Source organism: Tropicimonas omnivorans, assembly GCF_031846565.1.
In the GTDB taxonomy this organism is placed as follows: Bacteria; Pseudomonadota; Alphaproteobacteria; order Rhodobacterales; family Rhodobacteraceae; genus Tropicimonas_B; species Tropicimonas_B omnivorans.
In genome coordinates this window covers 544,760-571,259 of sequence record NZ_JAVRHL010000001.1, presented here as the reverse complement: position 1 = coordinate 571,259, position 26,500 = coordinate 544,760, and the positions used below count along the sequence as shown (strand labels likewise).

Here is a 26,500-nt window from a genome sequence, read left to right as displayed (position 1 = left end):
GTGATCCCGATGCCGGGACGCTGACGCCGCAATGCGCCGCCGTGCAGAACTGTCCGGGAAAATTTGGTAGCGGAGGAGGGACTTGAACCCCCGACACGCGGATTATGATTCCGCTGCTCTAACCAACTGAGCTACTCCGCCCCAAGGCGTGGCGTGGGGTAGCGGCGCGGGCCGGAGGCGTCAAGGGCTTTGTCGGCCCCGCCTGCGCTTTACGCCGCCGGAGGGCCGGGCTACTCCCGCCCGGGACCGCCGCAGGGAGAGCCCGAGTTGCAGAGTGCCGCGCCGCTGACCCGCGATCTCGTCCTTGTCGGAGGCGGCCATGCCCATGCGCTGGTGCTGCGCCGGTGGGGCATGGATCCCCTGCCGGGCGCACGGCTGACGTTGATCGATCCCCTGCCCGTCACTGCCTATACCGGTATGCTCCCCGGGCATGTCGCGGGACACTACGCGCGGGACGACCTCGAGATCGACCTCGTCCGCCTCGCACGGTTCGCCGGAGCGCGGCTGATCCAGGCGCGCGCGACGGGCATCGACCGGGAGGCACGCACCGTGTTTCTCGAAGGCGGCCGACAGCTGCGATACGACGTGGCCTCCCTCGATATCGGCATAACGTCCGACATGCCGGACCTGCCCGGCTTCGCGGAGCACGGCCACCCCGCCAAGCCGCTCGACCGCTTCGCCGCGGACTGGGCCGCGTTCCTGGCGCGGATCGAAGCGGGAGAGAGCGCCCCTTCGGTCGCCGTGATCGGCGGCGGGGTCGCCGGAACGGAACTGGCGCTCGCAATGGCACACCGGCTGAGGGCGGAGGGGCATGCCGCTCAGGTGTCGCTCCTCGACAAAAGCGAGCCGCCGACGGGTCTCTCCCCTCGGGCGGGAGCGGCGCTGACGGCGCGGTTGGACGGCTTGCGCATCGAACGGATGTCCGGAGCCGTGGTCCGGAAGGTGACGGAGGACGGCGTGGTCCTCGAAGATGGGCGGGCCATCCCGGCTGCCTTCGTCGTCGGTGCCGCGGGCGCGCGGCCGCAGGACTGGGTGTCCAAGCTCGGCCTTCCGCACCAGAATGGTTACCTGAGCGTGACCGAAACCCTGGCGAGCGAAGGCGATCCCCGCCTCTTTGCCGCGGGGGACTGCGCGCATTACGCCTTCGCCCCGCGTCCGAAGGCCGGGATCTATGCCGTGCGTGCGGCGCCGGTGCTTTACCGCAACCTGCGCGCCGCGCTGGGCGCCGGGCGGGCCAAACCGTTCAAACCGCAGAAAGGCTACCTCAAGATCGTTTCCGCGGGCGAGCGATATGCCGTGGCGGACAAGTGGTCCCTGGCGATCCGCGGGCCCCTCGTCTGGCACTGGAAAGACAGGATCGACCGACGCTTCATGGAGAAGCTGACGGAGCTTTCCCCGATGCGCTCCGCGGCGCCCGAGGGAGAGGCCGCAGAAGGCGTGCGGGAGGCAATGTCCGGCCCGCCGCCCTGCGCGGGATGCGGTGCGAAGGTCGCGCGGGGCGATCTCGCGGCGGCGTTGGCGAAGGTCCCGTCCGCGGCGCGGGCGGACGTGCTGTCGGAGCCGGGGGACGATGCGGCGATCCTCGGCATCGGCGATGTGCGTCAGGTGGTGACGACCGATCACCTCCGCGCCATGACCGAGGACCCGGCGCTCATGGCGCGCATCGCCGCAATCCACGCGCTTGGGGACATCTGGGCCATGGGCGCCGCACCGCAAGCGGCGCTTGCGACCATCATTCTGCCCCGCATGGCCCCGGCGCTCCAACGTAATGCGCTGGCGGAGATCACGACGGCCGCCGGAGCGATCTTCGCCGCGGAAGGCGCGGCCCTGGCCGGCGGACACACGACGCTTGGCTCCGAGCTCACCATCGGCTTCTCCATCACCGGGCTCTGCCAAGGCGCGCCGGTCACGCTGGCGGGCGCCGAGGCCGGGGATGTGCTCCTTCTGACGAAGCCCGTGGGATCGGGGACGGTGATGGCGGGGGAGATGCGGCTCGAGGCCTCCGGGCGCGACGTGACAGAGACATTGCAGATCATGGCCCGCCCGCAGGGAGAGGCCGCCCGACGCCTCGCCACGGTCGCGCGGGCGATGACGGATGTGACGGGGTTCGGTCTTGCCGGACACCTCCTCGGGATCTGCGATGCCTCCGGGATCGGCGCAGAGCTCGATATCGGGGCGGTCCCCCTGATGCCCGGAGCGGCGGAGCTTGCAGCCAGGGGGGTGCGCTCGACGCTCCACGCCTCGAACCTCGACTGGTCAGGCGGACGGATCGACGCGAAGAAGGCGACGCTCGACTCTCCGGCCGCGGTGCTGCTGCACGATCCGCAGACCGCCGGCGGTCTTTTGGCCGCCGTTCCCGAAGCGGAGGCCGAAGCGCTCGTCCGGGTTATTCCGGATGCGGTTCGGATCGGGCGCATCGTGGACGGCCCGCCTCGCATCGCGCTGCTCTGACCGGGATGCGCTCCGCCCGGGGGCGTGGTGCCCGCGGCGCCTGTCCGCCGGGCAGCCAAGGTCCCCGATAAAAAGGGCGCCCCCTACTCCGTCCAGCGGACGCCGGTCAGATCGTTCGCCTGTGTCGGCGCATTCTCCCAGAGGCCCTCGATCCGGGCATTGGCGACCCCGGTCTTGGACAGCTGGAACAGGAAGCCCGCGACGTAGTCCTCGGCGATCATGCGCTGCGCCTCGGCGAGAAGCCCGGAGCGGGCCTCCGCGTCGGACGTGCCTTCGAGCTCTTCGATTAGGGCCTGGAAGTCGGGATTGTCGTATCCGAAGTAATAGTCGGGGCGGGCATAGATATCGATGTCCATCGGCTCGGTGTGGGAGACGATGGTCAGGTCGAAGTCATGACCGTTGAAGACCTGCTCCAGCCATTGGGCCCATTCGAGATTGGTGATCCGGGTCTCGATTCCGACATCGCGGAGCTGGGAGGCCAGGATCTCGCCGCCCCGACGCGCGTATCCCGGCGGGGGGAGCATCAGGCGCAGGGACAGATCTTCAGCGCCGGCTTCGGCGAGGAGTGCGCGGGCGCGCTCGGGATCATGGGCGGAGAGATCGGTCAGGTCGACATAGTCCGGGTTGTGCGGCGCGAAATGGGTGCCGATCGGAATGCCGAAGCCGGACATGGCGCCGTCCACGATCTCCTGCCGATCGATCGCGTGTGCGATTGCCTCGCGCACGCGGGGATCGTCCAGCGGGGGGTTGCGGTGGTTCATCGCAAGGATCGTCTCGCCCTCGGTGGAGCCGATGATGGCCTCGAACTGCGGGTTCGCCTCGAACTGTAGAAGCGTTTCGGGAGCGGGGAAGATCGGAAAGGCGTCCACGCCGCCGGACAGCATCGCGGCGAGCGCTGCATTGCTGTCGGGGATGAAACGGAAGGTGGCTTCGTCCAGTGCGGGCGCTTCGCCCCAGTAATCCGCGAAGGCTTTCAGCACCACACGGTCGCCTTGCGTCCATTCGTCCAGCTCGAAAGGTCCCGTTCCGACAGGGGCGGACGCCAGGGTCCCGGCGCTTTCGGGCGCGACGATCACAGCATCTCCCCAGGCCATCTTGAACGGAAACGCGCCGTCTGCCTGGCTCAGCGTGACCCGGACGGTGGCAGGATCCACTGCCTCGACAGTCTCGATACCGGCAAAGAGCTGGGGCTGGGCATTGCTGGAATCCTCCGCGCGGGCCCGGTCCAGCGTGAAGACGACATCCTCGGCGGTCATGTCCGTGCCGTCATGGAAAACCACGCCTTCCTGCAGATGGAAGGTGTAGACCGTTCCACCCTCGCTCACATCCCAGCTTTTCGCGAGGGCGGGCAGGATCTCGCCATCGGAGCCGAACCGCGTCAGCCCCTCGAACACGTTCGCGTAGACCACCTCGTCGATCGCCGCGGCTGCGCCGGATGTCGGATCGAGGTTGGGGGGTTCGAGAACCATGCCGACGCTGATATCCGTCTGCTGTGCCATGGCCGACGAAGCGGCGAGGGCGAGGGAAGCGGCGGCGAGCCTCAGGGTCTGCATCATCGCTGGTCTTTCCGGGATCTGGACCTGTCGGTGCCAAGTCATACAGGGAGTGACGTCGGGTTTCCCAGCCCCCACCGAAGGAAAATGCATTGTTTCGTCGTGGGGCGGATCGGTCACAGGTTGGCAATGTCGGTGTCATGATCGGCACTAACGGTGTCTTAACGCGTTGGTGGGATAATCGACGTTCCACACGACCTGAGCTCATGACCCAACTCCGCCTCATACTTGTCCTGTTCGTCTCCCTCTTCGCGACCGCGTCGGTCGCGCAAGATCCGCTGGAGCTTCCGCCCGTGTCCCGCATGGTCGCCGAGACGGGAGAGCCGCTGGGAAGCTACGAGGTCCCGGTTTCCCCATGGCGTTCCGACGGAATGGATACGCTGCGCGCCGAGGGGGAGGTGTCCCGCAAGGTCTGGCAGGTGGATGCGCCCGGTCGCACCACGATGGCGCTCATGGCCCCGCTCGTCAGCCAGCTTCAGGAGGGCGGCTGGGACGTTCTCTTCCGCTGCGAGGCGAGGGCCTGCGGCGGCTTCGACTTCCGCTATGCGACCGAGGTAGCGCCGGAGCCGGACATGCATGTCGACCTCGGGGACTACCGGTTCCTCGCGGCAAGGAGGGGTGAGGCGCAGTACATGACGCTTCTGGTGAGCCGATCCGCCGGGCGCGGATTCATTCAGGTGACCACGGTCGCGCCAGAGGGGGAAAGCACACCCCGGACGGTCGCATCCACGAAGTCTCCCCTGCCCTCCGGACCGGCGTCGGAGGCGGTATCCGGCGCTGAAGGCATGGTTCTCGCGGCGCCCCCCGCCGGCACCGAGGAAGATGTCGCCGCGTCCCTTGCCGGCGCGGGGCGTGCCGTTCTGGCCGGTCTGACATTCGCAACGGGCTCGGCGGACCTCGGAGCCGGCGGCGAAGAGGCTCTTGGCGCGCTTGCCTCTTGGATGTCGGTCAATCCCGGCCGCGAGATCGTTCTCGTCGGCCATACCGATGCCGAAGGCGGGCTTGCGGGAAACGTCTCGCTGTCCTCTCGACGTGCCGAGGCGGTGCGCCAGCGCCTGATAGACGGCTTCGGAATCGCCGCGAACCGGCTGAGGGCTGAGGGTGTTGGCTACCTGTCCCCGCTCACGAGCAACGACAGCGAAGCGGGACGCCAGCTCAACAGGCGAGTGGAAGCCGTCGCGTCGGCCGGCGGCTGAGGGGGCCAACCGAAAGCTCGGGTCTTCCCGGGAGAGACAGAGGCTCGCGGCGCAGTGTCGGCGCAGGTTGGCTGTGACGGGTCCGGGGGAATTCCCGAGCCGCGCAGTCTGTGCCGTCATGCTCCTGACCGATCGCACGGCCGGACGAATTGAAATCTTGCGATCACGGCAGCCGCGTCCGCCTACCAGTCTTCATCCCTGTCCGCGAAGCTCTCGACGAGGAAGTCTATGAAGGCGCGGACCTTGGGCTGGGTGCAGCGACCGGGCGGATAGGCGGCATGGATGCCGAGTGTCTCCTGCGGCAGATCGGGCATTGCATCCTCGACCGCCCCCTCCCGCATCGCGTCGGCGAAGAGGAAACTCGGCAGGTAGGCGATCCCGAGGCCGGAGATCGCGGCGTTCAGAAGCGATTGCCCGTCGTTGACGGTCAGCCAGCCGGCGGTCCGGATCTGGCGCTTCTCCCCGGACGGCGCGGTCAGCGTCCACATGTTGCCCGACGAATCGTTCGAGTAGTGCAGAAGCTTGTGCTCGTTCAGATCGTCGATCCGGTCCGGCCTGCCGAAGCTCTCCAGGTAGCTCGGCGCGGCAACCATGCGCATCGTCGTCCCGGCAACCTTCTGGACGCGCAAGGCGCTGTCCTCTGCCTCGCCGATGCGCACGGCCATGTCGAAGCCTTCGGACACCAGTTCCACGTAGCGGTTGCTCAGAACCATGTTCACTGTGATGTCGGGATAGGCGCGCAGGAAGGACCCGAGGATCGGCGACAGGTGATTGACGCCGAAATCGGTCGCCACGGAGATCCGCAGAAGCCCGGACGGGGCCGAGTGCATCGCGGTCACGATACTGTCCGCCTCCCCTGCGTCGTTCAGGACCCGCCGGGCGCGGTCGTAGTAGAGAAGCCCGATCTCGGTGGGGCTTACCCGGCGGGTCGTCCGATTGAGCAAACGCGCGCCTAGCCGCGTCTCCAGCGAGGAGACGTGCTTCGAGACGGCAGACTTGCTGATCCCCATCTTCCTGGCGGCATCGGTGAAGCCTCCCTGGTCCACGACCGTGGCAAAGGCTTCCATCTCGGTCAGGCGATCCATGCCAAGTGCTCCCCTCGCACGTCTGTTGTCTCCCTGATCGCGGCGAATTCCGGCGCGACTGCGGCAGTCGGCGGACAATATCGGGGAAACGCCATCTCCTGTATCCATCAAGGAAACGGCAAGCGGTCGCTTTTACTACTGGCGTTCGGGCGCTAGCTTGCAGGGCATGAAATGGACTATCCCCAATATCCTCACTACCCTGCGCTTGCTCGCGGCGCCCGGCGTGCCGGTCATGTTCCTGTTCTTCTACCGCCCGTGGGCGGATTGGCTGGCGCTGACCCTCTTCATCGGCGCGTCTCTGACGGACTGGCTGGACGGCTATCTTGCGCGCAAATGGGGCCAGGTGTCCCGCTACGGTGCGATGCTGGACCCTATCGCGGACAAGGCGATGGTCATCATCGCGATCGTCGTCATCACGGGATATTCGGGAATGAACCCGTGGCTCATCCTGCCTGTGACGGTGATTCTCTTCCGCGAGGTCTTCGTGAGCGGCCTCAGGGAGTTCCTCGGATCGAAGTCAGGGACGCTGAAGGTAACGGGCCTCGCGAAGTGGAAGACGACGGCGCAGATGGTGGCCATCGGCGTGATCTTTCTCGGAACCGGTCTGACCTATTCCGAGCATGGCAGCCCGACGGTGGGCCTCGCACGGGTCGGCGATGGTGCCGCGGGCTGGGCGACCTTCGTCGGAATCGTGCTGATGTGGGTCGCCGCGGTCCTGACAGGCATCACCGGCTGGGACTATTTCAACAAGGCGCGGCCCTATCTCAGGGACGAGTAACGCAATGGCGCTCGATGTTCTGTACTTCGCCTGGGTCCGTGAGCGGATCGGGCTTCCGAAGGAGCGCATCGAGACCGGCGCGGGAGATGTCCGCGGCCTGATCGAACAGCTTGTTGCGAAGGAGGACCGGTATGCCGCCGCCTTTGCAGACCTCTCCGCCATCCGCGTGGCCGTGGACCAGGAACTCTCGGAGCTCGACTCGCCTATCGCCGGCGCGCGGGAAGTGGCGTTCTTCCCGCCGATGACCGGGGGCTGAGGCCCCGTGGCCGAAATCCGCGTGCAGAGCGCTCCGTTCGCTTACGGACAGGAAGCGGACCTTTTTGCCGAAGGTGCGGAAGGGGCCGGCGCCATCGTCACCTTCGCCGGCATCGTTCGGCCGGATCACGGCTTGAGCGCGATGGAAATCGAGCATTATCCCGGCATGACGGAACGCGCGCTCAGCGCGATCGCGGAGGACGCGGAAGCGCGCTGGCAGCTGTCGGGCGTCCTCGTCATTCATCGCTTCGGCCGACTGGCACCCGGAGAGAGGATCATGATGGTCGCCACCGCCGCAGCCCATCGAAGGGCCGCGTTCGAAGCGGCGGACTTCCTCATGGATTATCTCAAGTCCCGCGCCCCCTTCTGGAAGAAGGAGTTGAGGCAGGACGGGGCGGACTGGGTCGCGGCGAAGGCGTCGGACGAGGACGCCCTCTCGCGCTGGTAGCCCGTCAGCTCGCGCGCTGGCGGTCGATGTAGTCGCGCAGTTCCTCGATCTCGCCCCGCGCCTCGCGCAGACCTTCCATCGCGGCGCGGAGCTCCGCATCCGACTGTGCAAGCTGGCCGCTGAGTTCGGCTTCGCGCTGCTGCATGTAGGTAATGGCCTGATCGCGGGTTTCCTCCGCCTCGTGGAGTTCCTGCGCCATCTTGTCGAGCTCGCCCATGTCCGACTGCGTGACGCGCGTGAGCCGGTGCACGAGCCACGACGCGAACCACCCCAGGATAAAGGCGATGAACAGGACCACTGCCGTGGTCGCGATGAATTCCGTCCTGTTCACTCGGTCTCTCCGGTTTCTTCCGCGGCATCGCCGCTTTCGCTGTCCGTCTCGGCATCCGCGTCGTCATCCGCCGGGCTGTCGTCGTCCTCCGCGTCCCCGCCCTCTTCGTCGCCGGACGGCTCGCCCGCCATGCGGAACTCGATGCGGCGGTTGGCCTCCCGGCCCTCTGCGGTGTCATTATCGGCAATCGGCTGGGTTTCGCCATAGCCGGTGGAGGTGAGCATCGACGTCATGACCCTACGGGAGATCAGCGCCTCCCGCACCGAATCGGCGCGCGCCTGCGACAGATCCAGGTTCATCGTCTCGCGGCCCTGGCTGTCGGTATGGCCGGCGATCTCGATCTGGATCTCCACCTTGGAGCAGGCGCGCAAGGTCTCGGCGATCTGGTCGAGCACCCGCACGGACGTACCGGACACGTCGGTCGAACCCGGCTCGAAGGCGATCTTCTCCACCTCCTGCGCGGCCTGCACGCGGGCCAGGCACTCCTGCGGCGTCGGCAGCGCGGCGAGCGGATCGAGTGCCTCGCGGTAGGTCACGTCGATCTCGAAGCTCTGCCCCTCGCCCAGCTTGTCGGCAAGGAGGCGCGTGATTTCGGCGCGTGCATCGGGATTGCCGGTATTGCCGGTCAGCTGGACCGTGTCCGGGCGAACGACGAGGGAGCCGTCGGCCAGTTCGTCGAGCGCCTGCAGACCGGCAAGAACGCGGATCGGCCATTCCTCGGGGAGGGTGTCGTCGAGCCGGGCGGCGAGGACGACCTCGTCCATCCCGAAACGGGCATGGGCGAAGCTCTCGACCGTGGTTCGGACGACCTCGTTCGGCAGACGTCCGGCAAGGTCCACGGCGCCGTCCCGCTGGCGGGTGGCCGTGAACTCGACAGGGCCGTCGTCCTCGGTCTTGATCTCGGGTCGCGGCAGGACGGGTTCGACGGAGAAGACATTCGGCAGGTTGTTCTCGAGCTCGCCCACGGAGCGGTCGAACAGGGACTGGGACGTTGTTTCCATGCCGACGAACGTCACGTCGGCGTCCGAGAAGGTGACGGACCCGCCGCCGATCCTGGCCACCGCCTCGATCCCCTGGACAACCGCATCGGCCCATTCCGGCGTCGGCACCCCGAGGCCGAGGGTGCACTGCGCCTCCCCCTCGAGCCCGGCGCGGGCGGCGGCTTCGAGAATGCGCGCGCGGGCCTCCTCGGTATCGGCGGAGCAGGCATCGAAGCGGGCGCCGCCGCGCTGGTCGATCAGGAAGCGCAGGGTAAACGGCGTGATCACGGGGCGCGGGGCGCTGATGTCGAGAACGATCTCCACCCCCTCCGGCGCCAGGCGGTTCAGCTCGTTCTCGAGGCGCCGCTTCTCTGCCCCGCTGGAACTGATCGCGGTCGCCGACACGCGGTTCGCGGAAATCGAGATCTTGGAGCGCGGCAGTCGCTCAAGGGCATCGAGGCCGAAGGACGAGGCGAGGAGCCAGCCGTCGGGTACGGGATGGTCGGCGGTTTCCAGAAGGTCCACTACCTCGGCACCGCCCGCGAGGGAGGCGACTTCCTGCGAGAGGGCTTCGCGGTCCAGGGAGGCGGGCACGAGGCCGATCATCGAGACCCCTTCGTCATTTCGCAGGATCTCGATGGAGAAGCGCGGCGCCTCGATGGGCGCGCTCGCGGCGACGGACATGCCATCGATCACGCGGGAGGCATCGATCATCCGGCTTGCGACGGTCAGGGCGTTGAAGCGGTCGGCTTCCGTGGGGGCCGTTCCGACCAGCTGCACCTGAAGACCATCGGTGCTCACCTCGGCCCAGTCGTGACCCGACTCGGTCAATGCCTCGGCCACCATGTCGCCCGAACGCGCCTCGATCACTCCCGCTGCCAGGACCGCCGACACCCAGGACAATGCTCCGGCGAGGACGAAGGCGGCGGCAATCAGCACAAGGGAGCGGAATCGCATGGGGCTCTCGGACGTTGTGTCGGACTGACGCTGTTTAGGTCCCGCGGCCTCCATGAGCAACGAAACGCGCTGTCGCATGTGCTCTCGGTCGCTCACACAAGCGAGATGCTGCCGGAATCGCTAGCGGACCAGAACCGCCAGGATCAAGGCTGCGACCGGGATCAGGCCGGCATTCCGGTTCGACCGGAAGAGCATCAGGCATGTGTCCCCGTCCTCGGGGCGGAAGCGCATGAGCTGCCACGCCATGTGCCAGCCCATGCCCCAGGCGCCCCCGAGCGCAAGCACGATTCCCAGCGGCGACGCGTCCGGCAGGGCGGCGAGAATCACCGCGGCGGACATGAGGACCACGGCCAGCGCGGCGAAGCCCTGGAGCCAGACCGGGCTGCGATCCCCGAAGAGCCGCGCGGTCGATTTCACGCCGATCAGTGCATCGTCCTCGGCATCCTGATGCGCATAGATCGTGTCGTAGAACAGCGTCCACGAGATGCCGGCGAGGTAGAGCAGCACCGGCGGCAGGGACAGGCTGCCGGTATGCGCCGCCCATGTCAGCAGCGCACCCCAGTTGAACGCGAGGCCGAGGAACACCTGCGGCCACCATGTGAAACGCTTGGCGAATGGATAGATCGCCACGAGAGCGAGGGAGAGAACGCCGAGGAAAATCGCGAGCGGCCCGAGCGTCAGCAGGATCAGGAGCGCGACCAGCGCCTGCGCCGCCATGAAGACGATGGCCTGTTTCACGCTGACCTGCCCCGAGGGGATCGGACGGGATCGGGTGCGGGCCACGCTGCCGTCGATATGCCGGTCGGTGATGTCGTTCCAGGTGCAGCCAGCGCCTCGCATCAGCACAGCGCCGAGGAAGGTGCCGCCGATGAGCCACAGATCGAACGGGCGGAACCCGGTCGCAAGGGCCGCCGTCAGCGTCCCCCACCAGCACGGAAGGAGAAGGAGCCACCAGCCGATCGGCCGGTCGATCCGCGCCATGCGCAGGTAGGGCCGCCAGGCCGCCGGGGCGCGGGTGTTGACCCAGTGGCCCTTGAAGCTGTCCGCCACATGTCCGGCGGTCTCTGGCGTCTCGGCGGTGTCGGTCATAGGGTCCGTTCCGTCTTTCAAAGGGCCGCCACCGGGAAAGGGGACGGGATGCCGAAGGTTCGCCTCTATCTAGACCGCCCGCTTGGGGCGGGACAAACCGTTCCCCTCGAAAAGCCGCAGGCAAACTACCTGTTCGCGGTGATGCGGATGAGCGCGGGGGCCGAGCTGCTGGTCTTCGACGGGCAGAGCGGGGAGTGGCTGGCGCGCGTGACGGAGGCGAACAAGCGCGGTGGGTCGCTCCTGATCGAAAAGCAGACGCGGCCTCTCCGGCGCCCGCCCGATCTCTGGCTTCTGTTCGCCCCGATCAAGAAGGCGCGGACCGATTTCATCGTCGAGAAGGCGGCCGAGATGGGCGCCGCCCGAATCGTCCCTGTCCTGACCGACTTCACCGCCTCCGAGCGCGTGCGGACGGACCGGCTTCAGGCCCATGCCGTCGAGGCGGCGGAGCAGTGCGGCGGCACGTTCGTCCCCGAGGTGGCCGAGCCGGTGCGCCTATCCAATCTTCTGGCGGACTGGCCGACGGAACGGCGCCTCATGTTCTGCGACGAAGCCTTGGCGGAGGGCGGCACGGGCACATTGCCGGACGCGGAGCGCGGCGCCCCCTGGGCCATCGTGATCGGGCCGGAGGGCGGGTTCTCGGAGGCGGAGCGCGCGCGACTGGCCGGTCTGGGCAGCGCCGTCCCCGTTCGCCTCGGTCCCCGCATCCTGAGGGCCGACACCGCCGCCGTCGCCGCGCTGACCCTTTGGCAAAGCACGCTCGGGGACTGGACATGACCCTCTTTTACGAAGTGGCCAGCCGGGGGGCCGCCGCGGGGGTCGGCGCCGCCCGGTCCCTAGTCTTGCAGAAGGGTGCCCCATGCCCCGCCTGATCCGCCCCGACATCAAGAGGGCCCTCATCCGATACCGAGAGCTGATCGCCCTCGCCGGGGTCGCCCTCTTCGGCCTCTGGCTCGTCTGGCTCGGGGGATACATCCTTGCCCCGCTCGGAATCGTCGCCATCGCCGCGGCCGTCGCCCTCGCCGTCGCGGCATGGCGGCGGCTGGGATTCCGCCCGGAGGTCTCGGCGCAGGGAGTGGTGGAGGTCGTTGAAGGACGCGTCTCCTATTACGGGCCGAATGCGGGCGCATCCATCGACCTGTCGGACATCGCCGAGGTGCAGGCGCTGATGGTTCAGGGGATGCGGTGCTGGCGCATCAGGCAGACGGACGGACAGGCCCTCCTCGTTCCGCTCGCCGCGGCGGGGGCGGAATCGCTCTACGATGCCCTCATCGCGCTGCCCGGCATGGATGCGCGGCGCCTCTCCCGGGTGCCGGGCGAGCCCCTTGCCGAGCGCGTTGTACTGTGGCGCAGGTCCGACCATACCTTGACGAACCGGATCGGGCGGGACACCTAGGACCCTAGCCATCGCGACGACCCGGGAGCTGCGCGTCATGTCCATACCACAATCCGGGGGCGGACCGATCGAGTCCTTCGACCAGCTCGCGTCCTATCTCGAATCAGGTTGCAAGCCGAAGGACGACTGGCGCATCGGTACCGAGCACGAGAAGTTCGGCTATTGCCGGGACAATCACCTGCCCCTGCCCTACGAGGGCGACCGCTCCATCCGTGCCATGCTGGAGGGCCTGCGGGACCGCTTCGGCTGGTCCCCGGTCGAGGAGGCCGGAAAGCTCATCGGGCTGGAGAAGGACGGCGCAAACGTCTCCCTCGAGCCGGGCGGGCAGTTCGAGCTGTCCGGCGCGCCGCTCCGCACCATCCACGAGACCTGCGACGAGGTGAACGATCACCTCGCGCAGGTGAAGAGCGTGGCTGACGAGATCGGCATCGGCTTCATCGGCCTCGGCGCCGCGCCCGAGTGGGCGCACGAACAGATGCACATGATGCCCAAGGGCCGCTACAAGCTGATGACCCGCTACATGGGCGAGGTCGGCACGCACGGCACGCAGATGATGTATCGCACCTGCACGGTTCAGGTGAATCTCGACTTCGCCTCCGAAGCCGACATGGTCCGCAAGATGCGCGTCGGCCTCGCGCTTCAGCCGGTCGCCACCGCGCTCTTCGCGAATTCACCGTTCTTCGATGGGCAGCCCAACGGGCACAAGAGCTGGCGGAGCCGAATCTGGCGGGACCTCGACCCCGCGCGGACCGGAATGCTGCCCTTTGCCTTCGACGAAGGCTTCGGCTTCGAGGCCTATGCGGATTACGCGCTCGATGTGCCGATGTACTTCGTCTATCGCGACGGACAGTATATCGACGCGCTCGGCCAGTCCTTCCGCGATTTCCTGAAGGGCGAGCTGCCGGCGCTGCCGGGCGAGAAGCCGACCCTGTCGGACTGGGCCGACCATCTGACGACGCTTTTCCCCGAGGTCCGCCTCAAGAAGTTCATCGAGATGCGCGGGGCCGATGGCGGCCCGTGGCGGCGGCTCTGCGCGCTGCCCGCATTCTGGGTCGGCCTTCTCTACGACCAGGGCGCTCTCGATGCGGCTTGGGATCTCGTGAAGGACCTCGACGAGGAGACGCGGCAGGCCCTGCGCATCGCGGCGTCGGTCGACGGCCTCCAGGGCGAGGCGAACGGCGTCAAGCTGCACGACCTGGCGCGCGCCGCCGTGGACATCGCCGAAGGGGGCCTGCGCGCCCGCGGCAGGACCGGCTCGGGCGGGCTCATTCCCGACGAAACGCATTTCCTCAATGCCCTGCGCGAAAGCGTCGAGACGGGCCGCACGCCGGCGGACGAGCTTCTGGCGGAATACGAGGGCCCCTGGGACGGCGATCTGTCCCGCATCTACGCCGAGCACAGCTACTAGGGCGCCGACGCCCGCACGCCGCCCGCTTCACTGGTTGGCGGCGGCGGGGCGGCGGCACACACCCCGGCCCAGGCGGCCGGCACCTCCCCCCCCCCTGATAAAAAATCCCCCCGCAGCTGCCTGCGGGGGGATTGTTCGTCATGCAATCGAACGCACGGTCTCCGGGCCGCTCACTCCGCGGGGATCGCGCCCTGCTCGAGCGACAGCGGGTGCGGAATGTGAACCAGCATTTCCTTCGGGCAGACCTGCAGGAAGTTCGGCAGCTCGTCGCTCCAGTGACGCAGGATCTCCCCGGCCCGCTGACTGCCGGTCTCGAGCTGGTGGCGCTCGATGAGGCCCTTGAGTTCGGCCTCCCATTCGGCAACCGTTACCGGGCACGTGACCAGCGTTTCCATGTTCATCATGGCCTGCGCCTCGCCCTTCGGATCGTAGAGATACGCCATCCCGCCGGTCATGCCGGCGCCGAAGTTGGCCCCGATCCCGCCGAGGATCACGGCGATCCCGCCGGTCATGTACTCGCAGCCGTTGGAGCCGCAGCCCTCGATCACCACGTGGGCGCCGGAGTTGCGGACCGCGAAGCGCTCGCCGGCCCGGCCGGAGGCGAAGAGGACGCCCTCAGTCGCCCCGTAAAGCACGGTATTGCCGATGATGACGTTCTCGTCCGCCTTCAGGGGAGAGTTCATCGCCGGACGCACCACGACCGTGCCGCCGGACAGACCCTTGCCGACATAGTCGTTGGCATCGCCCTCGACCACGATCTTGAGGCCCGGCGCGCCGAACGCGCCGAGGGACTGGCCCGCGCTGCCCTTGAGCTTGACCGTCAGGTGGTCCGGCTGGAGCGAATTGCGCATCCCGAACTTGCGGACGATGTGGCTGGAGACACGCGTGCCCACCGTGCGCTGCGTGTTCTGCACCGCGTAGGAGAGCTGCATCTTCTCACCGTCCTCGAGGAAGCGGGCGGCATCCTTGACGATAGCGGCGTCGAGCGTGTCCATCACCGGGTTGCGCGCGCGCGTCCGGTCGTAGGTGATGTCCTTGGCGCCGTCGACGGTGATCAGGAGCGGGTTGAGGTCCAGATCGTCGAGATGGGCGGAGCCGCGGCTGACCTGGGTCAGAAGATCCGCCCGCCCGATCACGTCATCGAGGCTGCGCGCACCGATGGACGCGAGCACCTCGCGCACCTCCTGGGCGTAGAAGGTGATGAGGTTCACCACCTTGTCCGCGTTGCCGGTGAACTTCGACCGCAGCCGCTCGTCCTGTGTGCAGACCCCCACCGGGCAGGTGTTCGACTGACACTGCCGGACCATGATGCAGCCCATGGCGATGAGCGCAGCGGTGCCGATGCCGTATTCCTCGGCGCCCATCATCGCCGCCATCACGATGTCCCGCCCGGTGCGCAGGCCGCCATCGGTGCGCAGTGTCACGCGGGAGCGCAGGTTGTTCATCGCGAGGACCTGGTGCGCCTCGGTCAGGCCCATTTCCCACGGCAGGCCGGCATACTTGATCGAGGTCGCCGGCGACGCCCCCGTGCCGCCGTTATGGCCCGAGATGAGAATGACGTCCGCCTTCGCCTTGGCCACGCCCGCCGCGATCGTGCCGACCCCGGACGAGGCGACGAGTTTCACCGTGACCTTGCAGCGCGGGTTGATCTGCTTGAGGTCGTAGATGAGCTGCGCAAGGTCCTCGATGGAGTAGATGTCGTGGTGCGGCGGCGGGGAGATCAGCATGACCCCCGGAGTCGAATGCCGCAGCTTGGCGATCAGCTTCGTGACCTTCATCCCCGGGAGCTGGCCACCCTCGCCGGGCTTGGCGCCCTGTGCGACCTTGATCTCCAGTTCCTCGCACTGGTTGAGGTACTCCGCCGTCACGCCGAAGCGGCCGGACGCGACCTGCTTGATCTTGGCGGAGGGGTTGTCCCCGTTCGCCTCGGGCACGAAATGCGCCGGATCCTCGCCGCCCTCGCCGCTGTCGGACTTGGCTCCGATGCGGTTCATCGCGACGTTCAGCGTCTTGTGGGCCTCGGGAGACAGCGCGCCCAGGGACATGCCCGGCGTCACGAAGCGCTTGCGGATCGAGGTGATGCTCTCGACCTCGTCGAGCGCGACCGGCTTGCCGAGCGGCTTGAAGTCGAGAAGGTCCCTCAGGTGGATCGGTGCGGTCGCGCGGATCTTCGCGGAGTACTGCTTCCAGAGTTCGAAGGAGGCGCGGTCGCAGGCCGATTGCAGCATGTGCATCGTCGTCGCTTCCCAGGCATGCGTCTCCCCCGACCGGCGGGACTTGTAGAAGCCGCCGATGGGAAGGATGTCCGAGCCGCCACCGAAGCCGAGGCGGTGCACCGCCTCCACCTTGCGCTGGATCCCGGCCACGCCGATGCCGCTGATGCGGGAGAGCATGCCGGGGAAGAACTCGGCGACCATCGCGCGCGAGAGGCCCACCGCCTCGAAGTTCAGACCGCCGCGATAGGAGGAGATCACCGAGATCCCCATCTTCGCCATGATCTTCAGAAGGCCCTGGTCGATGGCCTTGCGGTAGCGCCCGACCGCTTCGGTCAGGGTCATGTCGAGTAGCCCGCGTCCGATCCGGTCCGCGAGACTGTCCTCGGCGAGGTAGGCGTTCACCGTCGTGGCGCCGCAGCCGACCAGCACGGCGAAGTAATGCGGATCGATGCACTCGGCGGAGCGCACGTTCACGGAGGTGAAGGTGCGGAGGCCCTTCGCCGTCAGCCACGAATGCACCGCGCTCGTCGCGAGGATCATCGGCATCGCGACGCGCTCCTCGCCCTGTGCGTGGTCGGTCAGGACGAGGTGCCCGGCGCCGGAGCGCACGGCATCCTCCGCCTCGGAGCGGATCCGGTCGAGGTGGCGACGCAACTCGCCCGCGCCACCGCCGGCGGGGAACGTACAGTCGATCTCGACCATCTCGGAGGAGAACATCTCGACCAGCCGGTCGAATTGCGAGTTGCCGACGAAGGGGCTGTCGAGGACGATGATCTCTGTCTGGGCCGAGCTCTCGTCCAGCACGTTCTTGAGGTTTCCGAACCGCGTCTTCAGGCTCATGACGCGGAACTCGCGCAGGCTGTCGATCGGCGGGTTGGTGACCTGGCTGAAGCTCTGCCGGAAGAAGTGGCTGAGCGGGCGGTACTTCTCGGACAGGACAGCCGAGGGCGTGTCGTCGCCCATGGAGGCGATGCTCTCCTTGGCGTCCTCGGCCATCGGGGCCAGGATCTGCTCCAGTTCCTCGATGGTGTAGCCCGCGGCGAGCTGGCGGCGGCGCAGGTCCGCGCCCTCGAAGATCGGATTCTCCTCGACCTCGGCCAGCGTCTCGTCCAGCTCGTTGATCTTCCCGACCCACTCGCCGAAGGGCTGCGCGGCGGCGAGGGTGTCCTTGATCTCCTCGTCGCGGAAGAGTTTGCCCTCGGTCATGTCCACGGCGATCATCTGGCCGGGGCCGAGCGCGCCCTTCTCGACCACGGTCGCCTCGTCCGTCGGCACCATGCCGACCTCTGAGCCCGCGATCAGGATGCCGTCCCCGGTCACGACGTAGCGCATGGGGCGCAGGCCGTTGCGGTCGAGACCGCCGCAGACCCAGCGGCCATCGGTCATCGCGAGCGCGGCCGGACCGTCCCACGGCTCCATGACCGAGTTCACGTAGGAGTACATGTCGCGCCACGCCTGGGGCAGCTCGACCGCCTGCTTGGACCAGCTCTCGGGCACCAGCATCGTCTTGGCCATGGGGGCCGAGCGGCCGGCGCGAACCAGCACCTCGAACACCGAATCGAGCGCGGCGCTGTCGGAGGAGCCGCCCGGAATGATCGGCTTGATGTCCTCAGCGAGGTCCCCGAACGTGCCGGAGGCCATTCGGATCTCGTGGCTGCGCATCCAGTTCACGTTGCCCTTGAGCGTGTTGATCTCGCCGTTATGCGCGAGCATCCGGAACGGCTGCGCGAGCCACCATTGCGGGAACGTGTTGGTCGAGTAGCGCTGGTGGTAGATCGCGAAGGCGCTCTCGAAGCGCTCGTCGAGAAGGTCGGGATAGAACTCCGCCACCTGCTCGGCGAGCATCATGCCCTTGTAGATCAGCGAGCGGCAGGACAGCGAGCAGATGTAGAGATCGTGGACGCGGGCCGCGGCGGCCGCCTTCTCGATCCGGCGGCGAATGACGTAGAGTTCCCGCTCGAACGTTTCCTCGTCCACGTGCTTGGAGTTGGAGATGAGGATCTGCTCGATCTCGGGCCGCGTGGCGTTGGCCTTCTCGCCGAGACAGCCGATCTCCACGGGGACGTGGCGCCAGCCGTAGATGTAATAGCCCATCCGCAGGACCTCGGCCTCGACGATGGTCCGGCAAACTTCCTGCGCGGCGAAGTCGGTGCGCGGCAGGAAGACCTGTCCCACGGCGATCATCTGATCCTCGTGCGGCTCGTGGCCCGTGCGGCGGATCTGATCCTGGAAGAAGGCGACGGGAATCTGGACGTGGATGCCCGCGCCGTCGCCGGTCTTGCCGTCGGCATCCACCGCGCCGCGGTGCCAGATCGCCTTCAGCGCGTCGATACCCTTCTGGACCACGTCGCGGGAGCGGGAGCCGTCGATGGAGACGACGAGACCGACGCCGCAGGAGCTGTGCTCGTGCTCCGGGCGCCAGAGGCTCTTCTCGGCCATGCGAGCGCGCTTTTCGCTCTCGGTCTCGACCCAGGATTGATCGAAGTGGCTCATGTCAGGCTCCTTCCAATGTCGGATCGAACGTCGCGAACGTCTCTGCTTCGGTCCGTCTTGCGTGGTCGCCAGCGAAGGCGAAACTGTCTGTCTTGCGGTGGGTGACCGTCCCGGACCTGGCGGGCAGTCCGCCCGTGCAAGGCGCGCTCATCGCAGCGCCTCGATGCGGTAGGAGATGTCCGCCGGGGCGTCGCAGCCGTAGCGCGGCACGACGTCGCCGAACCCCGCCTCGCCGGGACGGCGGATGCGCACGGGGTCGAGGCTCGATTCGATCGTCTGCCCGCCCTGCTCGAACACCTCCGTTCCGAGGAGGAACAGGCGCTCGTCCTCGAGGACATACTGGAGGCCGGACACGCTGTAGAGCACCTCGCCGGTGCCGAGATCGCTTGCGGTTGCGGTGAACTCGGTCTCCAGAAGCTCCTCACCGTCGATCTCGCGGGTGTTGCCGGTCAGCTGGTCGAACCCGCGATGCATGATCTCCCGCTCGTAGCCGGGACCGCTTTCCTCGATGATGAACTCGTAGCTGTCCCGGCCCTCCTCGAGAAGCTCGGAGAGTGAGGCCGGGTCTTCGGCGGGGAGCTGAAGCACCTCCTGGGCGCCATCAGCGAAGTGGCGCGAATCGAGCCACTGGAATTCCGCGTCGAAAACGGAGACGGCCCTGGCCCCCTCCTCGCCGTAGGTGGCCTGAAAGAGCGTGCCCTCGGGCGCGCTCTCGCAGCGCCAGTAGAGCGTCGCCGCGCAGCCCTGCGACTGGACGGAGAGGACCGCTTCGCAGCCTTCCGGGACCGCTGGGGTCTGCGCGGGGGCCGGCGTCGGCGCGAGGGCCGGGAGCCCCGCACAGAGCAGTGCAGCGCCAAGACACGTGAGCCGAGACATCGTCATCGTCGTGATCCCTTCGGACAGAAGAGGAAAGAGACAGGCCAGGGCGCCGCGTCATGCCCGCCCGGGAAAAAGGGTGGCGCTATTCGGCGGCCACGGCCGTGGCGGCGGCGCCGAAGCGGTCGAGCATGGCCTGCGCCGCCTCGCGCCCGTCCCGGATCGCCCAGACCACGAGAGAGGCGCCCCGCACGATGTCACCCACCGCGTAGACGCCGGGCAGGCTGGTTTCGTGGGTGCGGAAGTTGGCCTTGATGGTGCCCCAGCGGGTAACCTCAAGCGCCTCCTCGCCCCAGAGCGTCGGCAGCTCCTCGGGCTCGAACCCCAGCGCCATGACGACGAGGTCGGCCTCCTCGACATAGTCACCGCCCTCGATGATCTCGGGGCTCTGGCGGCCGGTCGCGTCCGGAGCACCGAGGCGCATCCGGCTGACCATGACCCCCTCGACCACGTCGCCCGAGAAGCCCTTGGGTGCGGTCAGCCATTCGAACTGGACGCCCTCTTCCTCGGCATTGGCAACCTCGCGCTGCGAGCCCGGCATGTTGGACTTGTCCCGGCGGTAGAGGCACTTGACGCTCTTGGCGCCCTGGCGGATCGCGGTGCGGACGCAGTCCATCGCCGTGTCGCCGCCGCCGATCACGACCACGTTGCGACCTTCCGCGTTCAGCTCGCCGCTCTCGTATTCCGGCACATCGTCCCCGAAGCTCTTGCGGTTGGACGCGGTGAGATAGTCGATCGCGCGGACGATCCCCTTTGCTCCGACGCCGGGCGCCTGAAGCCCGCGGGACTTGTAGACGCCCGTGGCGATCAGGACCGCATCGTGGCTGTCCCGGATCTCCTCGAAGCTGATGTCCTCGCCGACGTTGCAGTTGAGGCGGAAGGTCACGCCGCCATCCTCGAGAAGACGGTTGCGCCGCATCACGACGTCCTTCTCGAGCTTGAAGCCGGGAATGCCGTAGATCATCAGCCCGCCGGCACGGTCGTAGCGGTCGTAGACGGTGACCTGGATGCCGGCTTGGCGGAGCATGTCTGCCGCGGCGAGGCCGCCCGGACCTGCTCCGATGATGCCCACGCTCTCCTCGCGCTCGACAGCGGGGGAGACGGGCTTCACCCAACCCTCGTCGAACGCGGTGTCAGTGATGTATTTCTCGACCGCGCCGATGGTGACCGTGCCGTGGCCGGACTGCTCGATGACGCAGTTTCCTTCGCACAGACGGTCCTGCGGACAGATCCGGCCGCAGATCTCCGGGAAGGTATTGGTGGACTGGCTGATCTCGTAAGCTTCCTTGAGCCGCCCCTGGGCGGTCAGGCGGAGCCAGTCGGGGATGTTGTTGTGCAGCGGACAATGCGTCTGGCAATAGGGCACGCCGCACTGGCTGCACCGGCCGGATTGCTCGGCCGCGGTATCGTCCGCAAATTCGGAATAGATCTCGGCAAAGTCGTCCCGCCGCAGATCCGGCGGACGCTTCGTGGGCATCTGCCGCTGGACGGTCACGAATTTCAGCATGCGGTCGTCAGCCATGGACAATCCTCCCGTGGGCTTCAGCGCTGATACAGCCGATCCGCGGGGAGATAAAGTCACCCATGCTGACCTATTTGAAGGTTTTTTGGCACGCGACCGCTGGCGCGCTGCGAATTTACCGCGAAATAGGTCAGTAGCACATACCCTTATGCGGCCTACCTGTTGTCATACTCGGCTTGTATCACGCGCGGGATTGCCTCCGGATACGCGAATCGCCATGCCTCTGTTTCACCTTCTGATCGTTGCCCTGATCCAGGGGATCACGGAGTTTCTTCCCGTCTCCTCCTCCGGGCACCTCATCCTGCTGCCCCGCCTGACCGGGCTCGCCGATCAGGGGCAGGCGCTGGACGTCGCCGTTCACGTGGGCACGCTCGGCGCCGTCATTCTCTACTTCTGGAAGGATGTGGCCGCGGTTCTCGCCGGCCTTCCGCGCCTCGTCCGCGGCCGGACGGACACGTACGGCTCCAGGATGGCGCTTCTGCTGATCGTGGCGACGGTGCCGGTGATCCTCGTCGGCCTCTTCCTGTCCGCGACCGGCCTCGACGAGGCGCTGCGGAGCGTGGCGGTGATCGGCTGGGCGATGCTGCTCTTCGGCATTCTGCTCTACTGGACGGACCAGACGGCCCCAATGACACGCAGCGCCGAGGACTGGACGATCCGCGGCGCGGTGATCATGGGGCTGTGGCAGGCCGTCGCCCTGATCCCGGGCACCTCCCGCTCCGGCATCACAATCACCGGCGGGAGGCTTCTCGGGATGGACCGGCACGGCGCGGCGAAGATCGCCATGCTCATGTCGATCCCGACGATCATCGCGTCTGGCGCCCTCGTTGGCGCCAAGGCCCTGCGGCACCCCGCGCCCGGCCTCTGGGCCGATGCCGGGATCGCGGCGCTCTTCGCCTTCCTCTCCGCCCTCCTCGCGCTGACGCTTATGATGCGTCTGCTGCGCTCGGTCTCTTTTACCCCGTACGTGATCTACCGCTGTGTCCTCGGCGTGATCCTGATCGCCGTTGCCTATACCTGAGCGGGCGCCTCGGGGCGAAGCGAGGTCGTGACGTAGTTCACCGACAGGTCCCGCTCGGACAGCGACCAGGACCAGCCGAGGGGATTGAAGACGAACCCCGTCTTGTCCACCGGCGTCAGGCCGGCGCCGGACAGAAGGTCGAAGAGCTCGTCCGGCGTGATGAACTTCCGCCAGTCATGGGTCCCCTTTGGCAGCCAGCGCATGACGTGCTCGGCGCCGACGATGGCCATGGCGAAACTCTTGGCGTTGCGGTTGAGCGTGGAGCAGACCATCAGCCCGCCCGGCTTCAGCAGATCGTGACAGGCACGCAGGTAGGCCGGCGGGCTGGCCACATGCTCCACCACCTCCATGTTGAGAATGCCGTCGAACGCTTCGCCGGCCTCCGCCAGAGCCTCTGCCGACGTGTGACGATAGTCGATCTCGAGGCCGGACTGCTCCGCGTGCAGGCGGGCCACCGGAATGTTGCGCTCCGCCGCATCCGCGCCCACGACGTCCGCGCCCAGACGCGCCATGGGTTCGGACAGGAGCCCCCCGCCGCAGCCGATATCGAGCAGGCGCAGACCCGCGAAGGGCCGCGGATCCGACAGGTCCCGGCCGAACTCGGCGGCGATCTGGCGGGTGATGTAGTCCAGCCGGCACGGGTTCAGCATGTGCAGCGGCTTGAACTTTCCATTCGGGTCCCACCACGCATCGGCCATCGCCTGGAATTTCGCGATCTCGGCGTCGTCGATTGTCGTTGTCATGGTGTCCTCCGGGGCAATTGGGACGTATCGGGCAGGATAAGGGCGTGGAAGCGGCGGCCCGCTCGCTATATAGGTGCGACATGGAGCAGGTCTCGCGCAGTCGCAACGCATCGGGATATCTCTATCCCCCTATCGACCCCTACGACCAGCGCATGCTGGACGTGGGCGACGGTCATCGAATCTATGTCGAGCAATGCGGGAACCCCCTCGGGATCCCGGTGGTCGTCTTTCACGGGGGGCCGGGAGGCGGGTGCAGCCCCGCGATGCGCCGCTATTTCGATCCGAAGGAATTCCGCATAATCCTGTTCGATCAGCGCGGATGCGGCCGCTCCCGGCCCCATGCCGGCGTGGAGAACAACACCACCCATCACCTCGTCGCCGACGCGGAGATGATCCGGCAGACACTCGGCATCGATCGCTGGGTGCTATTCGGCGGAAGCTGGGGGGCGACGCTGGCGCTGGTCTATGCGCAGGCCCATCCGGATCGCACCGCCTACCTCGCGCTCCGCGGCGTATTCCTGATGACGCAAGGGGAGCTGGACTGGTTCTACGGCGGGGGTGGCGCCGCCCGCTTCTTTCCGGACCATTGGTCGCGCTTCGTCGGCCTCCTGCCGGAGGAAGAGCGCGGGAACGTCATCGAGGCCTTCCACACCCGGCTCTTCTCGGGGGATATCCCGACCGAGACACGCTTCGCCCGCGCTTGGGCCTCCTGGGAGAACGCGCTCGCCTCCATCGAGAATGACGGGCCGGGCGGCGAGGCGCCGGCGGACTACGCCCGTGCCTTTGCGCGGCTGGAGAACCACTACTTCGTCAACCGCGGGTTCCTGGAGCGGGACGGGCAGATCCTCGAAGACATGCCGCTCATCTCCCACATCCCGGGAACGGTGGTTCAGGGTCGGTACGACATGATCTGCCCTCCGATCAGCGCGTGGCGGCTGACGGAGCGCTGGTCCCGCGGTGAGCTCAGGATGGCACCGATGGCGGGCCATGCGCTCAGCGAACCCACGATTTCCGCCGAACTCGTCCGCACGACGCGGGCCATCGCGCGGTCCGCCATCAAGCTCGGTTTCTGAAGGACGCCTCCCATGCAGACATTCACCACGCGGCCCGAGATCCGGGGCAGCTTCGGCGTCGTCGCCTCCACGCACTGGATCGCCTCCGCGGTGGGGTTCGGCATTCTCGAGAAGGGCGGCAACGCCTTTGACGCCGCCGTCGCGACCGGGCTCGTCCTGCAGGTGGTGGAGCCGCATCTCAACGGGCCGGCGGGCGATCTGCCGGCGATCCTCCACGATGCCGAGGCGGGTGAGACCCGCGTTCTGTGCGCACAAGGGGTCGTGCCCGCTGCCGCGACCATCGCGCATTACAAGGAAAAGGGCCTCCGGATCATTCCGGGCTCCGGCCTTCTGTCCACCGTCGTTCCGGGCGCGTTCGACGGCTGGATGGCGATGCTCGCGGAGCACGGCACCCTCAGCGTGCGGGAGGTTATGCAGCCCGCGATCGACTATGCACGGGACGGCCATCCGATCCTGCCGAACGTCGTGACCGCCATCGAGAACGTCGCCGCGTTCATCGCGGAGAGCTGGCCGACCTCCGCCGAGGTATGGACGCCGGAAGGCAAGGTGCCGGAGCCTCACGCGATATTCCGCAACCCGCAGCTTGCGAGCACCTACGACCGCCTCGCCGCCATCGCCGATGACGCCGGCGAGCGCACGGACGGGATCGAGGCTGCACGACAGGCCTTTCGCGAGGGGTTCGTTGCCGATGCGATCTTCGACTACCTGGACGGCGCCGAGGTCGCGGACAATACCGGCGGCACCTACGGGGCGGTTCTGGCGCGCGAGGACATGTCGCAGTGGCGCGCGAGCTTCGAGGCGCCGCTAAGCTACGACTACGAGGGCTGGACCCTGCACAAGACCGGGCCGTGGGGACAGGGGCCGGTCCTTCTCCAGGCGCTCGCGATCCTGAAGCACACGCGGATCGGCGAGATGGACCCGATGGGCGCCGAGTTCGTCCACACCGTCGTCGAGGCCATGAAACTCGCCTATGCGGACCGCGAAGCCTTCTACGGCGATCCGGATGCAGTCGACGTTCCGATGGCGACGCTGCTGTCGGACGCCTACAACGCCGAGCGCGCCAAGCTGATCGGCGAAGAAGCGTCCCTCGACCAGCGACCGGGGCGGATCGAGGGCTACGAGCACCTCGCCGATGCCGCCATAGCGCGCGCGGCGGACGATTTCGGCGTCACCGGCCCGGTGGCTGCCGAACCGACGATGGCACATCTCGCACCCAAGAGCGGCGACACCGTGCACATCGACATCATCGACCGCTGGGGCAATGCCGTGTCAGCCACGCCGTCCGGCGGGTGGCTGCAATCCTCACCGGTCATCCCCGGCCTCGGGTTCGCGCTCAACAGCCGCGCGCAGATGTTCTGGCTGGAAGAGGGGCTGAACACCTCCTTGCGTCCCGGCACCCGCCCGCGCACGACGCTGACGCCCACGCTGGCGGAGAAGGACGGACGCCGCCTCGCCCTCGGCACACCCGGCGGAGACCAGCAGGATCAATGGCAGCTCATCTGGTTCCTGCGATTCGTGCATCACGGCCTCGGTCTCCAGGAGGGAATCGATGCGCCGCTCTTTCACACGCAACACTTCACCGCCTCCTTCTACCCGCGCCACGCCAAGCCCGGCGCCATGCTGATCGAGCCGTCCGCCGGCGAGGACGTGATCGAGGAGCTGAAGCGGCGGGGCCACCGTGTCACCGTGACGCCGCCATGGTCCATCGGACGGCTGACCTGTGCTCTGCGGGAGCCGGACGGGATGCTCCGGGCCGCCGCGACGCCGCGCCTGATGCAGGCCTACGCGGTTGGACGGTAGCGGCGCACCGTCGGCGCGGGCGCGCCGACGGCCGCCCCACGAGGCGGCTCCGATCCACCCGCGAGCTTGCATTTCCCGCCCGGCGCTTCTATATCCCGCATCAACAGCGGATGTCGGGCTTCCAAACCTCGGCACCACCGGCACACACGAACGGGCCGCTGGCCCGTTTTTTTGTGCCTTGCGCCCACCCGCAGGATCACTGGGACCACCATGACCGACCTGATCGCCAAGACCAATATCGACAGCCGCCTGGCCGAGATCCTCACCCCGGTGATCGAGGGGATGGGGTTCGAGTTGGTGCGCGTGCGCCTGATGTCCGGCAAATCCAAGACGCTTCAGATCATGGCGCAGCGACCGGACGGGGGAATCGAGGTCGACGAGTGCGGCGAGATTTCCACCATGGTTTCGGCCACGCTGGACGTGGAAGACCCCATCGAGGACACCTACACGCTCGAAGTGTCCTCCCCCGGGATCGACCGCCCCCTGACCCGGCTCAAGGATTTCGACGACTGGCAGGGGTACGAGGCCAAGCTCGAGACGACCGAGCTGATCGACGGGCGCCGCCGCTTCAAGGGCACGCTGCAGGGCACCGAAGGGTCGGAAGTTCTTGTGGAGATCGAGGACAACACGGACGGCGAGGTCGTGATCGGCCTGCAGTTCGACTGGCTTTCGGACGCCAAGCTCGTCCTCACCGACGAGCTGATTCGCGATGTCCTGAAGAGCCGCAAGGAGACGGGCCAGATCGACGAGGCCCAGTACGACGAAGTCATAACCGAACTGCCCGAAGAGGGTGACGAAACCGCCCCGCGCGGCGAAGCGAAGGAGCACTGAC

Annotated in this window: 21 protein-coding genes and 1 tRNA gene; 12 read left to right on the top strand and 10 right to left on the bottom strand. The window is 67.4% G+C overall.

Annotated elements, in window-relative coordinates; genetic code table 11:
* Nucleotides 1–64: 64 nt before the first annotated feature.
* A tRNA-Met gene (locus tag RM543_RS02795) sits at nt 65–141 on the bottom strand.
* A gap of 126 nt (nt 142–267) precedes the next feature.
* Here RM543_RS02795 and selD point away from each other — a divergent pair.
* Nucleotides 268–2,451: a selenide, water dikinase SelD gene (gene selD, locus RM543_RS02790; protein WP_311689372.1), complete on the top strand. Its 2,184-nt coding sequence runs from the start codon at nt 268–270 to the stop codon at nt 2,449–2,451.
* Nucleotides 2,452–2,534: 83 nt separating this feature from the next.
* Here selD and RM543_RS02785 read toward each other — a convergent pair whose 3' ends face one another.
* Nucleotides 2,535–4,004 carry an ABC transporter substrate-binding protein gene (locus RM543_RS02785; RefSeq protein WP_311689371.1) on the bottom strand — a complete coding sequence of 490 codons (1,470 nt, stop codon included), beginning with the start codon at nt 4,002–4,004 and terminating at the stop codon, nt 2,535–2,537.
* 206 nt (nt 4,005–4,210) lie between these two features.
* On the opposite strand from RM543_RS02785, the gene RM543_RS02780 reads away from it, so the two are divergent.
* Entirely contained in the window at nt 4,211–5,200 is a 990-nt protein-coding gene (locus RM543_RS02780; RefSeq protein WP_311689370.1) for an OmpA family protein, read from the top strand.
* A 182-nt stretch (nt 5,201–5,382) separates the two neighbouring features.
* Here RM543_RS02780 and RM543_RS02775 read toward each other — a convergent pair whose 3' ends face one another.
* Complete coding sequence (locus RM543_RS02775) at nt 5,383–6,285, bottom strand: LysR family transcriptional regulator (protein WP_311689369.1); 903 nt, start codon at nt 6,283–6,285, stop codon at nt 5,383–5,385.
* A 166-nt stretch (nt 6,286–6,451) separates the two neighbouring features.
* On the opposite strand from RM543_RS02775, the gene pgsA reads away from it, so the two are divergent.
* The 3 genes from pgsA to RM543_RS02760 are packed head-to-tail and all read left to right on the top strand — an operon-like array spanning nt 6,452 to nt 7,766.
* Nucleotides 6,452–7,063, top strand: a complete 612-nt coding sequence (pgsA, locus tag RM543_RS02770) for a CDP-diacylglycerol--glycerol-3-phosphate 3-phosphatidyltransferase (RefSeq protein WP_311689368.1) — start codon at nt 6,452–6,454, stop codon at nt 7,061–7,063.
* A 4-nt stretch (nt 7,064–7,067) separates the two neighbouring features.
* Nucleotides 7,068–7,319: a molybdopterin converting factor subunit 1 gene (moaD, locus tag RM543_RS02765; RefSeq protein ID WP_311689367.1), complete on the top strand. Its 252-nt coding sequence runs from the start codon at nt 7,068–7,070 to the stop codon at nt 7,317–7,319.
* A 6-nt stretch (nt 7,320–7,325) separates the two neighbouring features.
* Nucleotides 7,326–7,766 carry a molybdenum cofactor biosynthesis protein MoaE gene (locus RM543_RS02760; RefSeq protein ID WP_311689366.1) on the top strand — a complete coding sequence of 147 codons (441 nt, stop codon included), beginning with the start codon at nt 7,326–7,328 and terminating at the stop codon, nt 7,764–7,766.
* Nucleotides 7,767–7,770: 4 nt separating this feature from the next.
* Here the strand turns inward: RM543_RS02760 and RM543_RS02755 are convergent, their stop codons facing one another.
* The 3 genes from RM543_RS02755 to ubiA form a co-directional block, all read right to left on the bottom strand.
* Entirely contained in the window at nt 7,771–8,097 is a 327-nt protein-coding gene (locus RM543_RS02755; RefSeq protein ID WP_116086172.1) for a hypothetical protein, read from the bottom strand.
* A complete protein-coding gene (locus RM543_RS02750; RefSeq protein WP_311689365.1) occupies nt 8,094–10,034 on the bottom strand; it encodes an OmpA family protein in 1,941 nt (646 codons plus the stop codon). Before RM543_RS02750 ends, RM543_RS02755 begins: the two co-directional genes overlap by 4 nt.
* 120 nt (nt 10,035–10,154) lie before the next feature.
* Nucleotides 10,155–11,123 carry a 4-hydroxybenzoate octaprenyltransferase gene (gene ubiA / locus RM543_RS02745; protein WP_311689364.1) on the bottom strand — a complete coding sequence of 323 codons (969 nt, stop codon included), beginning with the start codon at nt 11,121–11,123 and terminating at the stop codon, nt 10,155–10,157.
* A 48-nt stretch (nt 11,124–11,171) separates the two neighbouring features.
* Between ubiA and RM543_RS02740 the strand changes: the two genes are divergently transcribed.
* The 3 genes from RM543_RS02740 to RM543_RS02730 all read left to right on the top strand — a co-directional run bounded on the left by RM543_RS02740 (nt 11,172) and on the right by RM543_RS02730 (nt 13,924).
* A complete protein-coding gene (locus RM543_RS02740; RefSeq protein WP_311689363.1) occupies nt 11,172–11,897 on the top strand; it encodes a 16S rRNA (uracil(1498)-N(3))-methyltransferase in 726 nt (241 codons plus the stop codon).
* An 82-nt stretch (nt 11,898–11,979) separates the two neighbouring features.
* Nucleotides 11,980–12,516, top strand: coding sequence for a hypothetical protein (locus RM543_RS02735; RefSeq protein ID WP_311689362.1), 537 nt, complete (start codon nt 11,980–11,982; stop codon nt 12,514–12,516).
* Nucleotides 12,517–12,553: 37 nt separating this feature from the next.
* Nucleotides 12,554–13,924, top strand: a complete 1,371-nt coding sequence (locus RM543_RS02730) for a glutamate--cysteine ligase (RefSeq protein WP_311689361.1) — start codon at nt 12,554–12,556, stop codon at nt 13,922–13,924.
* Between the two features lie 170 nt (nt 13,925–14,094).
* Here RM543_RS02730 and gltB read toward each other — a convergent pair whose 3' ends face one another.
* From gltB to RM543_RS02715, 3 genes are all read right to left on the bottom strand, one after another.
* A complete protein-coding gene (gltB, locus tag RM543_RS02725; protein ID WP_311689360.1) occupies nt 14,095–18,633 on the bottom strand; it encodes a glutamate synthase large subunit in 4,539 nt (1,512 codons plus the stop codon).
* Between the two features lie 147 nt (nt 18,634–18,780).
* Entirely contained in the window at nt 18,781–19,515 is a 735-nt protein-coding gene (locus RM543_RS02720) for a hypothetical protein (RefSeq protein ID WP_311689359.1), read from the bottom strand.
* 79 nt (nt 19,516–19,594) lie between these two features.
* Nucleotides 19,595–21,031, bottom strand: a complete 1,437-nt coding sequence (locus tag RM543_RS02715) for an NAD(P)-dependent oxidoreductase (RefSeq protein ID WP_311689358.1) — start codon at nt 21,029–21,031, stop codon at nt 19,595–19,597.
* Between the two features lie 217 nt (nt 21,032–21,248).
* Between RM543_RS02715 and RM543_RS02710 the strand changes: the two genes are divergently transcribed.
* Nucleotides 21,249–22,052 carry an undecaprenyl-diphosphate phosphatase gene (locus RM543_RS02710; RefSeq protein ID WP_311689357.1) on the top strand — a complete coding sequence of 268 codons (804 nt, stop codon included), beginning with the start codon at nt 21,249–21,251 and terminating at the stop codon, nt 22,050–22,052.
* Here RM543_RS02710 and ubiG read toward each other — a convergent pair.
* A complete protein-coding gene (gene ubiG / locus RM543_RS02705) occupies nt 22,043–22,795 on the bottom strand; it encodes a bifunctional 2-polyprenyl-6-hydroxyphenol methylase/3-demethylubiquinol 3-O-methyltransferase UbiG (protein ID WP_311689356.1) in 753 nt (250 codons plus the stop codon). The genes RM543_RS02710 and ubiG overlap by 10 nt on opposite strands.
* A gap of 80 nt (nt 22,796–22,875) precedes the next feature.
* On the opposite strand from ubiG, the gene pip reads away from it, so the two are divergent.
* The 3 genes from pip (at nt 22,876) to rimP (ending at nt 26,499) form a co-directional block, all read left to right on the top strand.
* Nucleotides 22,876–23,868, top strand: a complete 993-nt coding sequence (pip, locus tag RM543_RS02700; RefSeq protein ID WP_311689355.1) for a prolyl aminopeptidase — start codon at nt 22,876–22,878, stop codon at nt 23,866–23,868.
* A gap of 12 nt (nt 23,869–23,880) precedes the next feature.
* Nucleotides 23,881–25,668 carry a gamma-glutamyltransferase family protein gene (locus tag RM543_RS02695; RefSeq protein ID WP_311689354.1) on the top strand — a complete coding sequence of 596 codons (1,788 nt, stop codon included), beginning with the start codon at nt 23,881–23,883 and terminating at the stop codon, nt 25,666–25,668.
* A 210-nt stretch (nt 25,669–25,878) separates the two neighbouring features.
* Nucleotides 25,879–26,499 (top strand): ribosome maturation factor RimP, encoded by a 621-nt coding sequence (rimP, locus tag RM543_RS02690; RefSeq protein WP_311689353.1) that lies wholly within the window; start codon nt 25,879–25,881, stop codon nt 26,497–26,499.
* The last annotated feature ends 1 nt before the right edge of the window (nt 26,500 follow it).